This is a genomic window from Streptomyces sp. NPDC001219 (assembly GCF_053597915.1).
The window spans coordinates 1-14559 of the sequence record NZ_JBSFJF010000027.1; the positions used below are offsets into that span (position 1 = coordinate 1).

General features: G+C 75.4%; 9 protein-coding genes. 1 reads left to right on the forward strand and 8 read right to left on the reverse strand.

From position 1 onward, the window contains the following. Positions 1 to 199: 199 nt before the first annotated feature. Together ACWC9R_RS19260 and ACWC9R_RS19265 are read right to left on the reverse strand one after the other, a co-directional pair. A complete protein-coding gene (locus ACWC9R_RS19260) occupies positions 200 to 3811 on the reverse strand; it encodes an ATP-dependent helicase (RefSeq protein ID WP_450732992.1) in 3612 nt (1203 codons plus the stop codon). A gap of 218 nt (positions 3812 to 4029) precedes the next feature. Next, entirely contained in the window at positions 4030 to 4437 is a 408-nt protein-coding gene (locus ACWC9R_RS19265; RefSeq protein WP_450732994.1) for an MGMT family protein, read from the reverse strand. Positions 4438 to 4625: 188 nt separating this feature from the next. Here ACWC9R_RS19265 and ACWC9R_RS19270 point away from each other — a divergent pair, with 188 nt between their 5' ends. Next, complete coding sequence (locus ACWC9R_RS19270) at positions 4626 to 7643, forward strand: lysylphosphatidylglycerol synthase domain-containing protein (protein WP_450732996.1); 3018 nt, start codon at positions 4626 to 4628, stop codon at positions 7641 to 7643. 87 nt (positions 7644 to 7730) lie between these two features. On the opposite strand, the gene moeZ is transcribed toward ACWC9R_RS19270, so the two are convergent. The 6 genes from moeZ to ACWC9R_RS19300 all read right to left on the reverse strand — a co-directional run bounded on the left by moeZ (position 7731) and on the right by ACWC9R_RS19300 (position 14386). Then, positions 7731 to 8909 (reverse strand): adenylyltransferase/sulfurtransferase MoeZ, encoded by a 1179-nt coding sequence (moeZ, locus tag ACWC9R_RS19275; protein ID WP_450732998.1) that lies wholly within the window; start codon positions 8907 to 8909, stop codon positions 7731 to 7733. Positions 8910 to 9006: 97 nt separating this feature from the next. Then, the gene (locus ACWC9R_RS19280) at positions 9007 to 9825 is read right to left on the reverse strand and encodes a spherulation-specific family 4 protein (protein ID WP_450733000.1); all 819 of its coding nucleotides are present in this window, start codon (positions 9823 to 9825) and stop codon (positions 9007 to 9009) included. Next, a complete protein-coding gene (locus ACWC9R_RS19285) occupies positions 9813 to 10769 on the reverse strand; it encodes an NAD-dependent epimerase/dehydratase family protein (RefSeq protein WP_386442596.1) in 957 nt (318 codons plus the stop codon). Before ACWC9R_RS19285 ends, ACWC9R_RS19280 begins: the two co-directional genes overlap by 13 nt. Before the next feature lie 253 nt (positions 10770 to 11022). Then, a complete protein-coding gene (locus ACWC9R_RS19290) occupies positions 11023 to 12243 on the reverse strand; it encodes a hypothetical protein (protein WP_450733002.1) in 1221 nt (406 codons plus the stop codon). Next, positions 12240 to 12476: a hypothetical protein gene (locus ACWC9R_RS19295; protein WP_450733004.1), complete on the reverse strand. Its 237-nt coding sequence runs from the start codon at positions 12474 to 12476 to the stop codon at positions 12240 to 12242. The genes ACWC9R_RS19290 and ACWC9R_RS19295 overlap by 4 nt, the downstream gene beginning before the upstream one ends. Then, a complete protein-coding gene (locus tag ACWC9R_RS19300) occupies positions 12470 to 14386 on the reverse strand; it encodes a DUF3492 domain-containing protein (protein WP_450733006.1) in 1917 nt (638 codons plus the stop codon). The genes ACWC9R_RS19295 and ACWC9R_RS19300 overlap by 7 nt, the downstream gene beginning before the upstream one ends. Positions 14387 to 14559: the final 173 nt, after the last annotated feature.

Sequence of the window (14559 nt, forward strand, 5' to 3'; positions counted from 1 at the left end):
CCCCGGGTTGGGCCGGGGTGGGCGGGGGGGGGGTGTGCCGGACGTAAAGCGAAGCAGTCCGGCACACCCCGCCCGCGGAGAACCGTCACCGCACCCGACAGCCCCGCGCAGCGGACCCGCCCGCCGCAGGCGCAACGGCGAGCAACACCCACGGCGGGCCGGCCGAAAACGTGGGAAAAAAGCCCAGCGCAGCGGAAGGTCACTCCACGATGTGCCGCCCCTCCGGCTGGGCGCTGCACGAGGCGCGGAAGGCGCAGTGGGTGCAGTGGGTGCCGGTGGTGGGCGTGAACCGCTCCTCCAGCACGCGGCCGGCGGCGGTGGCGAGGAGGTCCCCGATCCACTCCCCGTCGGGCGGCGGCTGCGCCTGTACGGCGGGCAGCGCGTCGCCGCCCTCCTTCTGGGGGGCGCCGAGCCGCAGGTGGACCAGTTCCGCGCCGCCCGGTTCGGGGGTGCGGCCGTCGAAGGCGTCGTCGACGGCGCCTTCGCGCACCGCGAGCTGGTAGACGGCGAGCTGGGGGTGGCGGGCGACCTCAGGGCCGGTCGGCTTCTGTTTGCCGGTCTTGAAGTCGACGACGTACGCCCGGCCCTGTGCGTCCTGGGAGACGTGGTCCATGCTGCCGCGGATACGGACCTCGTAGGCACCGGCCCGGAGGGTGAGGTCGAAGCCGTGCTCGGTGGCGACGGTGTCCCGGCCGTGGGTCTCGCGTTCCATGACGTGCCAGCGAAGGAAGCGTTCCAGGGCGGCGCGCGCCTGGTCCTTCTCCTGCCGTGACTTCCAGGGGGCGTCGAAGGCCAGGCCGTCCCATACGGAGTCCAGGCGCTCCATGAGGACGGTCAGGTCGGCGGGTGTGCGGCCGGAGGCGACCTCGTCGGCGAGCACGTGGACGACGTTGCCGAAGCCCTGGGCGGCGGTGGCGGGGGCGTCCGCCTTGACCTCGCGGCCCAGGAACCACTGGAGGGAGCAGGTGTTGGCGAGCTGGTCGAGGGCGCTGCCGGAGAGGACCACGGGGCGGTCGCGGTCGCGCAGCGGGACGCTGCTGTGGGTGGGTTCGTGCAGGCCCCACCAGGTGTCGGGGTGGGCGGCCGGCACCAGGGGGTGGTGGTCGTCGTCGTGCAGCGCGGCCAGCTTCGCGAGCCGCTGGGCGGCGGCGTCGCGCAGCGCGGGGGTGGCGGCGGGGTCGACGGTGGTGGCGCGGAGTTCGGCGACGAGTGCGGCCACCGAGAGGGGGCGGCGGGGGCGGCCGGTGATGTCCTGGGGGGTGACGCCCAGTTCGGTGAGGAAACGGGACGGCTGGTCGCCGTCGTCGGCCGCGGCCTTCACGGCGGTGACGACCAGGCGTTCCCGGGCGCGGGTGGTGGCCACGTAGAACAGGCGGCGTTCCTCGGCGAGCAGGGCGCCGGGGGTGAGCGGTTCGGCCAGGCCGTCGCGGCCGATCCGGTCGGCCTCCAGGAGCGAGCCGCGGCGCCGCAGGTCGGGCCAGAGGCCCTCCTGGAGGCCGGCGACGACGACGAGCCGCCATTCCAGGCCCTTGGCGCGGTGGGCGGTCATCAGCCGTACGGCGTCGGGGCGGACGGCGCGGCGGGTGAGGGTGTCGGCGGCGATGTCCTGGGCGTCGAGCTCCTCCAGGAAGTTGAGGGCGCCGCGGCCGCCGGTGCGTTCCTCGGCGCGGGCCGCGGTCTCGAAGAGGGCGACGACGGCGTCCAGGTCCCTGTCGGCGTTGCGGCCGGCGGCGCCGCCGCGGTGGGCGGCCCGCTCCAGGCGCTGCGGCCAGGGGGTGCCGTCCCACAGCTCCCACAGCGCCTGTTCGGCGGTGCCGCCGCCGGCCAGCAGGGCGCGGGCCCTGCCCAGCAGCCGGCCGAGCCGCTGGGCGCCGCGGGCGTAGGCGGGGTCGTGGGCCACCAGGCGCCGGGGCTCGGCGAGCGCACGGGCGATCAGCTCGTCGGAGGGCGGCGGCAGTGGTTGTCCGGCGGCCCGTTCCTCCTCGCGCAGGGCGCGGCCCAGACGGCGCAGGTCGGCGGAGTCCATCCCGCCCAAAGGGGAGGCCAGCAGGTCGAGGGCGGTGTCGGCGTCGAGCCACTGAGGGGCGGTGGCGGCCGGGGAGCTCTCCGGGGCAGCGGCGGTGGAGGCGTCCGCTCCGCGCTCGTCCGTGCCCGGCTCGTCCGTACGGGGTTCGTCCGTACGGGGTTCGTCCGTACGGGGTTCGTCCACATCCGGCTCGTCCGTACCGGGTTCGTCCACATCCGGCTCGTCGGCACCAAGCTCGTCCACCCCCAGCCCGTCCCCGCCCGGCTCGTCCGCCCCGGCTCCGTCCGCCCCCGGCTCCCGGGCGAGCGCCGCGCGGGCCGCCGCCCGGAGGGCCGTCAGCAGGGGGGCGACCGCGGGTTCGTGGCGCAGCGGCAGGTCGTCGCCGTCGATGTCGAGCGGTACCCCGGCGGAGGTGAGCGCACGGCGTACGGCGGGGAGCGAGCGCCCGCCGGCGCGGACGAGGACGGCCATCTCCCGCCAGGGCACCCCGTCCTCCAGGTGGGCGCGGCGCAGGATGTCGGCGATGTTGTCGAGTTCGGCGCCTGGTGTCGGGTATGTGTACGCCTCGACGCGGCCGCCGTCCCGTACGGGCGCCGGTTCGCGGTGGACGCGGACCTTCTGGGCGGGCAGCCGGGTGAGCGGCATCCGGCGGGTGACCAGCCGGGTGGCGGCGAGCAGGGCGGCGCCGGAGCGCCGGGAGGTGCCGAGTACGGCCACCGGGGCGGGGCTGCCGTCGGCGCGCCGGAAGGTCTCGGGGAAGTCGAGGATGCCGTTGACGTCGGCGCCCCGGAAGGCGTAGATCGACTGGTCGGGGTCGCCGAAGGCGACGAGGGTGCGGCCCGGGGAGCCGGGTGCGGCGGTGGCTCCGTGGTTGCCGGCGAGCGCGCGCAGCAGCCGTACCTGGGCGGCGTCGGTGTCCTGGTACTCGTCGACGTAGACCGCGTCATAGGCGGCGGCCAGCTCGGCGGCGACGCCGGTGTCCTCCGCGAGCAGTACCGCGCGGTGCACCAGCTCGGCGTAGTCGAGGACGCCCTGGGCGTCCAGGACGTCGAGGTATTCGGCGAGGAAGGCGGCCGCGGCGCTCCAGTCGGGGCGGCCGGTCCGCCGGGCGAAGGCACCGAGCGCCCCGGCCCCGAGACCGAGTTCGCGGCTGCGGGCGAGCACCGCGCGGACCTCGTCGGCGAAGCCGCGGGTGGTCAGGCAGGCCCGCAGTTCGTCGGGCCAGTTCACCCGGGCGCGGCCGGCGCCGGCCAGCTCCGCCTGCCCTTCGAGGAGTTCCCGGACGACGAGGTCCTGCTCGGGTCCGGACAGCAGCCGTACGGGGTCGGCGAAGAGGTCGGCGTCCTGGTGGGCGCGGACCAGCGCGTAGCAGAAGGAGTGGAAGGTGGTCGCCTGCGGGATGCCCGCCCGCCGTCCGCCGCCCGCCGTGCCGGGCTGCCCGTCGGGCGGCCCCTCCAGGGCGGCCAGCCGGGCCGCGAGCCGGTCGCGGAGTTCGGCGGCGGCCTTGCGGCTGAAGGTGAGGACGAGAATCCGCTCGGGGTCGCCGCCGGCCCGTACCCGTCGGGCCACCGACTCGACCAGGGTGGTGGTCTTGCCGGTGCCCGGTCCGGCCAGGACCAGCAGCGGCCCGTTCCGGTGGTCAACCACGGCGCGCTGCGCTGCGTCCAAAACAGGAGAATCCACCCGCCCCGGCGGGGTGCGGACCAGTCGGTACGCGCCGGGTACGGCCCGTCGCGCCGCCCGGTGGGGCTGCGTCGGCGGGGCGGCCGAGAAGGAGGAACTCACGTGGATCGCCGGTCCTGAGGAGGGTGTTCGTGGTGCGTGGGTGGTGCCGTTCGGGTCCCCCCGGACGGAGTCCGGCGGAGTGCCGCGGTGCGGGCCGCCGTCCTGGCGGGCGGTCCGGCCGTACGGTACGCGGCCGCGCCGTGACGGCGCTGCCCGACGCCACGCCGGACCGTACCCGGGCCGCGGCGCGTCCCCCGGGCCGTCGGGCCCCGCCGTCGCTACCGCGGCGCCGCGCCGCCGGGCTGCTGCCCGTCCCAGCGGGCCCGCCGCATGTCGAGCCGCGGTATGGGGTCCGCGGTCCCCCGCGAGGCGGTGCGCAGCGGGGTGCCTTCCGCCCGGTAGTGCGCCAGTGCGCGCTGTTCGCTGCCGGGCAGCGGGCGGCCGTCCGCGCGGACCACCCGCCACCAGGGCACCGCGCCCCCGTAGAGCGCCATCACCCGGCCCACCTGGCGCGGCCCGCCGCCGCCCGCCGCCGGCAGCCCTTCGGGGGGCTCCTCGTCCCTGAGCCACTCCGCGACGTCCCCGTACGTCATCACCCGGCCCGCCGGGATCAGCTCGGCGACGGCGAGGACCCGTTCCGCGTAGGCGGGCAGCTCACCTGGCGCTGTGTCTCCGGTCCCACTCATTCGGTCCATCCTGCCGCACGGCACCGACAATGGGAGCGGACACACGGTCCCGCACCCCGGGGAGGTCGTCGGCACGGCGCCGTCTCCCGTGGCGAGGAGGAGGATGTTCGGCCTCCCGCACCCCCGAAATGCACCCTGATGCCCCCCTCCACCGGTCGGCCGTGCCACCATCTTCCGGACGGTGACTGGTGATACGAGATCAAGAAGAGACGGCCGAGCAGCAGGGTGCGGCGCCTCCACGGGAGGCGGGCGCCCCTGAAGCGCTGGCCGTCGACGCCGCCGGCACCGCGCCCGGACCGGCCGCTGCGACCGAGCGGCCCGAGCGGCAGCGGGCGGCATCACAGGGGAAGCACCAACGGGAGCCGGCCACGGCTTCCGCTACCGAAAAGGCGAGCACGATCGAGAAGGCCGAACGACCCGGGGCGTCCCAGAGGCCGGAAGGGCCCGAGGAGGCCGAGCCAACCGAGCGGCACGAGGAGGAGCGGAAGAGCAGTCGGCCCGCTGAGGAGCAGGTCCGGCACGACCAGGGCGAGGAGCCGGCGTCCGGCACGGCCCGGAGCAAGCCGCGTACCGGCTCGCACCGCGCCGATCTGACCGCCGACGAGTACGGCGAGTTCCACGTCGACCGGGTCTCCGGTGACGAGCCGCTGCTGCCCGCGCGGGTGCACCGGCCCTCCGACCTGCTGCGGCTGCTGCTCGGGATCGCCGGGATCGCGCTGGTCCTCGGGCTCGCCACGTTCGCCCACGGCACCACCCAGGGCCTGGAGAACGACATCGGCAGCGGTGCGAAGGCGGCGCCCCCACTGCTGATCAATCTGGCGGGGCTGACGTCCAGCGTCGCGGTGCTGATCGTGCCGGTGGCGTTCGCCGTGGAGCGGCTGATCAAGCGGGACGGGCTGCGGATCGCGGACGGGGTGCTCGCCGCCGTCCTCGCCCACGGGGTGTCGCTGGCCACCGACCTGTGGGTGGCAGAGGCCGCCCCGCCGTCCATCCGGGACGCGCTGACCCAGACCCTGGACAACGGTGCGCTGTCCGCGCCGGTGCACAGCTATCTGGCGCCGGTGATCGCCTATATGACGGCGGTGGGCATGTCCCAGCGGCCGCGCTGGCGGGTCGCGATGTGGTGCGTGCTGCTGCTGGACTCGTTCGCGGTGCTGGTCGGGCGGTACACCACCCCGTTCGCGATCGTCACGACCGTGCTGATCGGCTGGACCGTCGCCTACGGCACCCTCTACGCCGTCGGCTCCCCCAATGTCCGTCCCACCGGTCAGAACCTCCTCGCGGGGCTGCGCCGGGTCGGCTTCCGCCCGGTGTCCGCGCTGCGCGCGGAGGACGCCGCCGGCCCCGAGCAGTCCGAGCACACCGACCGCGGCCGCCGCTACCTCGTCACCCTGGAGGACGGCCCGCCGATCGATGTCACCGTCGTCGACCGCGAGCAGCAGGCGCAGGGCTTCTTCTACCGGGTGTGGCGGCGGCTGTCGCTGCGCGGCATCAACCAGCGCCGCAGTCTGCAGTCGCTGCGCCAGGCGCTGGAGCAGGAGGCGCTGCTGGCGTACGCGGCCATCGCGGCCGGTGCCAACGCCCCCAAGCTGATCGCCACCTCGGAGCTGGGCCCGGACGCGGTGATGCTGGTCTACGAGCACATCGGCGGCCGCAGCTTCGACTCGCTGGCCGACGAGGAGATCACCGACGCGCTGATGCACAGCGCCTGGCGTCAGGTCGCGGCGCTGCAGTCGCGGCGGATCGCGCACCGGCGGCTGGTCGGTGACGCGCTGCTGGTGGATCGTTCCGGCAACATCGTGCTGACCGAGCTGCGCGGCGGGGAGATCGCGGCCGGTGATCTGGTGCTGCGGATGGACATCGCCCAGCTGCTGGCCACCTGCGGGCTGCGGGTCGGCGCGGAGCGCGCGGTGGCCGCGGCCGTCGAGGTGCTGGGCCCGGACGCGGTGGCGGACAGTCTGCCGCTGCTGCAGCCGATCGCGCTGAGTCGCACCACCCGCGCGACGCTGCGCCAGCTGGCCCGGGAGCGGGCCAAGCGGGAGCGGGAGGCGGTGCTGGAGGCCTCGCAGGCCGCCAAGGAGGCGCGGGAGGCCCGGGAGGCCGGTGGCCCGAAGGACCGCAAGGCGATCCGGGCCGAGCGGCACGCGGAGAAGCACGCCGAGAAGCGGGCCCTGGACGAGGCGAGCGAGGAGGCCCGGGAGGAGGACCTGCTGGCGCAGATCCGCCGGCAGGTGCTGCTGATCCGTCCGGCGGCGGTGATCGAGCCGGCGAAGCTGGAGCGGCTCAGCCCGCGCATCCTGATCAGCTGGATCGCCGGCGCGTTCGCGGTCTATCTGCTGCTGTCCCAGCTCACCCACTTCAACCTCAGCGATCTGATCAGCAAGGCCCAGTGGATGTGGGTGCTGGTCGCGGTGGGCTTCTCGGGGCTGACGTACATCGCGGCGGCGATGAGCCTGCTGGGGTTCGTCACGGAGAAGGTGTCGTTCGTCAGGACGGTCATCGCGCAGATCGCGGGCAACTTCGTGAAGCTGGTGGCGCCCGCGGCGATCGGCGGGGTGGCGCTCAACACCCGCTTCCTGCAGCGTGCGGGGGTCCGGCCCGGTCTGGCGGTGGCGAGCGTCGGCGCCTCCCAGCTGTTCGGGCTGGGCAGCCACATCCTGCTGCTGCTCATCTTCGGCTATCTGACGGGCACCGAACGGACCCCGACGATCTCGCCGTCCCGTACGGTCATCGCCGGGCTGCTGACCGTGGCCGTGCTGGTGCTGATCGTCACGGCGGTGCCGGCGCTGCGGAAGTTCGTCTCCACGCGGGTGCGGTCGCTGTTCGCCGGGGTGGTCCCACGGATGCTGGACATCCTCCAGCGGCCCGGGAAGCTGGCCACCGGTATCGGCGGGATGCTGCTGCTGACCGCGGCGAACGTGATGTGCCTGGACGCCTCGATCCGGGCGTTCGGCGGCGGCGACACGATCAGCTACGCGAGCATCGCGGTGGCCTTCCTGGCCGGTAACGCACTGGGGTCGGCCGCGCCCACGCCGGGTGGTGTGGGCGCCGTCGAGGGCGCGCTGTTCGGTGCGCTGACCGTGGCCGGGCTCGCCGGTGACGTGGCGTTCCCGGCGGTGCTGCTGTTCCGGCTGATGGTCTTCTGGCTGCCGGTGCTGCCCGGCTGGGTGGCCTTCACCTATCTGACCCGCAAGGGCGAGATCTGAGCGGGCCCGCCGGCCGCGGGCCCCTGCCCGGCGCGAAGGCGCCGGTCCGTGAGCACGGACCGGCGCCTTACGGGTGGTGCGGGAGGCTCAGTAGACGGGCTTCTCCGGCTCGACGGTGTTGACCCAGCCGATGACGCCGCCGCCCACGTGCACGGCGTCGGCGAAGCCCGCGGACTTCAGGACGGCCAGCACCTCCGCGGAGCGGACGCCCGTCTTGCAGTGCAGGACGATCTTCCGGTCCTGGGGGAGGTCCTGGAGGGCGGTGCCCATCAGGAACTCGTTCTTCGGGACCAGCTTGGCGCCGGGGATCGAGACGATCTCGAACTCGTTCGGCTCGCGGACGTCGATGATCTCGATCTTCTCGTCGCCGTCGATCCACTCCTTGAGCTGCTGCGGAGTGATCGTCGAGCCGGCCGCGGCCTCCTGGGCCTCCTCGGACACGACGCCGCAGAAGGCCTCGTAGTCGATCAGCTCGGTGACGGTGGGGTTCTCCCCGCAGATCGCGCAGTCGGGGTCCTTGCGGACCTTGACCTGACGGTAGGTCATCTCCAGCGCGTCGTAGATCATCAGCCGGCCGACGAGCGGGTCGCCGATGCCGGCGAGCAGCTTGATGGCCTCGTTGACCTGGATGGAGCCGATGGAGGCGCACAGCACACCGAGGACGCCGCCCTCGGCGCAGGAGGGCACCATGCCGGGCGGCGGGGGCTCCGGGTACAGGCAGCGGTAGCAGGGGCCGTGCTCGGACCAGAACACCGACGCCTGGCCGTCGAAGCGGTAGATCGAGCCCCAGACGTACGGCTTGTTCAGCAGCACGCAGGCGTCGTTGACCAGGTAGCGGGTGGCGAAGTTGTCGGTGCCGTCGACGATCAGGTCGTACTGGGCGAAGAGCTCCATGACGTTGGTGGAGTCGAGGCGCTCTTGGTGCAGGTTGACCGTGACGTACGGGTTGATGCCCAGGACGGTGTCCTTCGCGGACTCCGCCTTGGAGCGGCCGATGTCCGCCTGGCTGTGGATGATCTGGCGCTGCAGGTTCGACTCGTCGACCTCGTCGAACTCCACGATGCCCAGCGTGCCGACACCGGCCGCGGCCAGGTACATCAGCGCGGGCGAGCCCAGGCCACCGGCGCCCACACAGAGCACCTTGGCGTTCTTCAGCCGCTTCTGCCCGTCCATCCCGACGTCGGGGATGATCAGGTGGCGGGAGTACCTGCGGACCTCATCGACGGTGAGCTCGGAAGCGGGCTCGACCAGGGGTGGCAGCGACACGGGGACTCCGTTGGTCGGTCTTGATGGGGTTCCCCCCGCCCGAGCCGAGCCGAGAGTGGGGGAGCTTGCTCTCCCCGTAACACTGCCACGCCCTTCTTCATTCCGAGACACCCGTTCCGATGCGCGAGACGATTTCGTCCCAGTAGCCGGGCAGTGACGCCCAGGCGTCTCCGCCGGTGCCCGCCGCGGCGGCGGAGCGCCGGTCGGTGAAGTACACGGTGCCCGCGCCCTGCCAGCGGGCGATCCGCAGGGCCTCGTCGAGATGGGTCCGCGGGACGCCGTGGACGAGGTGGCAGAAGCGCTCGGGAGCGTAGTCGGCGGTCCACTCGGCCACCTGTGACCAGCGGTAGTCGGCCCAGGACCCGGCGAAGGTGACGAGCTGGTCGGCGGACTCGGCGTAACCGGGGTAGGGGTGGCCGCCGTGCCCGAAGACGAGCGGCCCGCCGCCGCACAGGGCCCGCAGGGTGGTGGCGAGCCGCCGGGTCGCGGACAGCTGTGTCCGCTCCGTGGGGCAGCGGTCCAGCCAGAAGCCGTCGGCCCGGTACCACTCCAGGTAGCGGTGGGCGTCGGAGAGCAGCTCGCCGACCGGGCGGGCACCGCGCCCCATGTCCAGGTGTCCCAACAGGCGGACACCGGTCTCACGCAGCCGGGCCGCGGCCGGCAGGCAGTGCGGGTCGGGCCGGGCGCCCGGCCCGTTGGACACGTTGAGCACCGCCCAGTGGACCGGCCCGCCCCCTGCCGGGCCCCGGCCGCCGCCGTGCCCCGGCGCCCGGTGCCGTACGAACCCGCTCGCGCAGCGCAGCAGTTCGGCCCACTCGGTGGGGGCCAGCAGCGGATGGGCGAAGCCGGGCACGCCGATGCCGAGCGGCGGTGCCCCGGTCGGGGCGCGGGTGGTGCCGGTGGTCAGATGCGACACGCGGCCTCCATCCAGATGTCGGCGAGGGACTCCTCCAGCCCGATCCGGGGGCGCCAGCCGAGCCGGTCGCGGGCGGTGCGGACGTCCGCCTGCTGCCAGGTGCCGCAGCCGTCCGGGTACGGGTAGGTGGCGGGCGGCGAACCGGCGGGGTGCTCCGGGGACGGGCCGGGGATGACCAGCCGGGCCGGCGGGGAGTCGAGTTCGTGCAGCGCGCCGCCGAAGCCGGCGACCCGGGCGAGCACCGAAGCGGCCTCCCGCAGCCGTACGGCCCGGCCGGTCCCGATGTTGACGACGCCCTGCGCGGCGGACAGCGAGGCGGCGTGCACCGCCCGCGCCACGTCGCGCACGTCGACGAAGTCCCGCTGCACGCCCAGCCCGCCGAGCTTGAGCTCGCTGTCGCCGGACTGCATGGCGCGGCGCATGGCCTCGGCGAGCCGGCCGAGCGGCGAGCCCGCCGGGGTGCCGGGGCCGACCGGCGAGAAGACCCGCAGCACGACGGCGTCGAGGCCGGAGCCCAGGACGAGTTCGGTGGCGGCGAGTTTGCTGACACCGTACGGGCCGCCCGGGCGCGGCACCGCGTCCTCGGCGGTGGAGGAGCCGGGCTGGGAGGGCCCGTACTCGGAGGCGCAGCCCAGGTGGACGAGCCGGGCGCCGCAGCTGCTGCGCCGCAGCGACTCGCAGATGGTGGCGACCGCGACGGTGTTGTGCCGGGTCAGCTCGCGGGCGCCGCCCCGGGTGGCTCCGGCGCAGTTGACGACGACACCGGGGTGGACCGCGTCGAGGAAGCGGGTGAGCGCCCCGGGGCTGCCGGTGGCCAGGTCGAAGCGGACATCGGCGTCGTCGCCCCGCCCGAGGGCGGTGAGCTGGACGGCCGGGTCGGCGAGCAGACGGTCGGCGACGTAGCGGCCCAGGTAGCCGTTGGCGCCGATGAGCAGCACCCTCATCGTGCGGCCCCCCGGTGCGCGTGGTGTGTGGTCGGCTGGACGTTCATCTGTCGTGCTCCTAAGACGGATCGAGGGAAGCGGGTCGGCTCCGGCCGCGGGGTCGGCGTCCGCCCTGGGGGCGGGGGCCACGTGGGGGCGGTCCGCGGGGACGGGACCGGGGCGGCCGCTGCGGGGTGCCGCTCCGGGGGTGGTGCGTGGTGGGGTTGCCCGTGTGGGGGTGCGGGGTATCGGGGGCCGGGGGTCGTCCGGAGGGTCACGGCCGGTGTGCCTCCGCCGGTCCGGTGGGGGCGGGCCAGTGCGCACAGGCGCCGGCGAGCGCGCGCAGGCCGTAGCCCAGGAGGCCGAGGGCGGCGGCGGTGCAGGCCACGGCGGGTACCGCGGCCGGTCCCACCGCGGTGGTCAGCGCCTCGACCGGGGCGCCGAGCGGGGGCAGGCCGGGGAGCCGGGCGATCAGCACCAGGGCCAGGGCGAGGGCTTCCAGCGCGGCGGCCGAGGCCAGGCCGGTGGCGGCCGCCTCGGGGAAGCCGTGGACGGCGAGCAGCCGGGCCAGGAAGAGCAGCACCCCCAGCGCGGCCGCCGCCCCCGCGGTGACCGTGTCGCCGCCGCCGAGGACCGCCTGCGCGCCGAGCAGCAGCGCCGCCAGCGCGCCCAGGAAGAGCAGGGTGGTGACGAGCAGCAACGGGCGCACCCGGGCGGCGAGTTCGCCGAGTCCGCGGCTGGCGGCCAGGACGCGTCGTCCGCGCACCGTGAACCAGTGGGCGCAGCCGGCCGCGGGCGCGAGGGCGAAGGCGAGGGCCACGGCGGGGGCGACGGCGGCGTGGGGTGCGGCGTGGGGCAGATCGGGGCCGCCGGTCAGCAGCTGTCCGAGCAGCCAGTCCCCGTACACCGCGTATCCGGCCGTCCAGCCGGCCCACAGGCCGGCGGTGCGCGGTCCGCTGCCGTGGCGCAGCCGCAGCGGCCCGGCCCGTACGCCCAGCCGGACGGCGAGGGCGAGCAGGACCAGGCCCGCGGCGCCCACGCCGGTGCGTACGGCGGGGGTCTCGGTGTGCACCGAGACGAGGGCGGCGACGGCCGCGACGCAGACGCCGCCGGGGAGCAGGTGCAGCGCCGCGCACACGGTGTGCGAGCGCCGGGCGGGGGTGGGCACGGGCCCGGCCCCGGGGGCGGTGTCCGGGGCGGCGCGGGGCACCCGGGCGTAGAGCTCCTCGGCCAGCGAGAAGACGTCCCGGTGCCGGAACCGTGCGGCCGTGCGGTCGGTGACGCCGTGCGCCTCCAGGCCGGCGGCGATCTCCAGCGCGTCGACGGCGCGGGCGCACAGCTCCTGGTGGCGGTGCATCAGGGTGCGTACGGGGTCGGCGGGGCCGCGGCGCGGGGGCCGGGCGGCGGGGCCCTCGCGCGGGGGCACGGCCCGTTCGGCGTGGGCTTCCCCCGGGGCCGCCATGGCACCGGCGGTGCCGCCTTCGGGAGTTGTCATGCGCCGGTCCCCCTCCCCCGGGCCGGCGCGCAGCCGTCCGGACCGGGGCGGAGGGGCGCGGTACGGCGCCGGGGCGGGCGGCCGGGTGCGTGCGGGGTGCGCCGGGCGACCGGGACGAGGCTGCCGGGACGGCCGGGGCGGCCGCCGCCGTGTGCCACGTCCGCCATGCCCGTCACCAGGGCCACGCCCACGACACCCATCGCACACATCACGTCCAGCACACTGGTCACCATTGCTCTCTCCTTCGCGCCGGCCATGCCTGGTCGCTCGTCGTGCCCTGCCGTCTCACGCCCTGTCCCACGTCCTGGACGGCCTCCGCTCCCCCGGCGTCCGCGCCCCCGTCGGCGGCATCCGGCACCGCGGGCCGCCCGGCCCCGGCCGCCGCCCAGCGCGGGGTCCGGGGAGCCGGCGCGGTGACCGCCCGGGTGGCGGTGCCGGTCGCGGCCCAGCGGCCGGGGACATGGGACTCGGCGGGACGGGCGAACGGCCGCGGGACGCCGTCCGCGTCCTGCGTGCGGCAGGCGGCCGGGCGGGCCGGGGCGTGCGAGATCAGCTCCAGGTAGATGCCACGAAATGCCGCGGTGTTCTGCTCGACGGTGAACAGTTCCAGCGCCCGCGCGCGGGCCGCCGCGCCCAGCCTGGCCCTGCGGTCCGGGTCGCCGAGCAGCGCGGCGCAGGCCTCGGCCAGGGCGCGGGGGTTGCGCGGCGGGACGACCAGACCGGTGCCGCCGATGACCTCGCAGACCGCGCCGGCGTCGGTCGACACCGTGGCACGGCCGCAGAACATGGCCTCCACCAGGGAGCGCGGGAACCCCTCGATGACGCTGGAGAGCACCACCACCGCGCCGGAGGCGTAGGCGTCCGCCGGGGCCGGCAGACCGGGGCTGCCGATCTCCTCGAAGCTGACCGGGCTCTCGCCGACGGTGCGGGCGTCGGCCGCCTCGTCGGGGAAGAGCTGGGCGGCCAGTGCCCGGCAGTGCGCGAGATAGCCGGGCGCCCCCGGGTCGCGGCCGGGCCCGCCGACGATGCGCAGGGTGGCCGCCGGTTCGGCCCGGCGGATCTCGGCGAAGGCGTGCAGCAGCGCGATGAGGTCCTTCGCGGGCTCGACCGTGCCGACCCACACCAGCGTCTTGGAGTCGTCGGCGGCGGCGTCCCCGACGGCGGCGAACGGGGCGGCGTCCATGCCCGGGTAGACCGTGCGCAGCCGGGCGCGGTCGGCGCCGCAGCGCTCCTGCCAGCGCCGGGCGTGGGTGTTGCCGGGGGTGATCAGCGCGGCCTGGGCGTAGGTCTCGGCGGCCAGCGCGCCCTGGAAGGCGGCGAGCAGCGCCCGCACCGGCACGCTCAACGGCGAGGCGGCGCGGGCGAGATAGTGCTCGCGCAGCCGGACGCCGTACTCGGTGACCAGGAGCGGGGTGCCGAAGAAGCGCTTGGCCAGCAGTCCGGGCAGGGCGGCCGCACCGGCGGAGGTGGCATGGCAGAGGTCCACGCCGCCGAGGCCGGGGGTGTCCCGGCCGCCGTACCAGTCCAGGGAGAGCGGCCGGAGCGCGAGTTCGAGCTGGGTGGTGACCGCCAGCAGATCGTTGACCTGCGCGCCCTGCGCGGCGGGCAGGGCGCGGGGGCCGCGGCAGACGGTTTCCAGGAGGCGTACGGCGCTCTCGGAGCGCAGCATCGCGGGCACCCCGCCGTGGTCGCGGGCGAGTTCGGCGAGCCCGTAGAGGCCGGTGGCGAAACGGTCCGCCTTCCTCGTCGCCGACAGATCGGGGGCGCCGTCGGGACCGCTCTCCGGGTCCCCGTGGTGGGCGCCGCCGGACAGCTCGTCCCCGGGCACGGTGGCGAAGGCCGTCACGAGAGCGCCGAAGCACTCGGCGAAGCGGCGGCGGGCGCGGCGTCCGGCCATGCGGCCCCGGCGCTCGGCGGCGCGGCGGTGCGTGGCGGGGACCTCGCCCCACAGGGGTGCGCGCCGTACCAGGCGGACGTGGTCCGGCAGTTCGGTCCGGGGCCGGGCCGCCCGGCGGGCGTCGGAGTTCAGGGCGTAGACCTCGAAGTCGTGGCCGGTCAGTCCGCGCACGAGCCGGTCGCACCACGCGGACGACTCACCGGACGCATCCGGATAACCACCTTCGGTGAGCAGTCCAATGCGCATGAGTGCACCCCCGTCCTCCCCTGTCGGCGTCCCTGATGTGCGGCGGCACGGCCGCCACCTGCAGGAAGAAGCTATGCAAAGGGGCCGGTGGCGCGATGGACGGTTGTCCGTCGCGCCACCGGAAGGGGTGAAAGCACGTAACTTTCCGCCCCTAAGGGCGTTTCTTCGCGCTA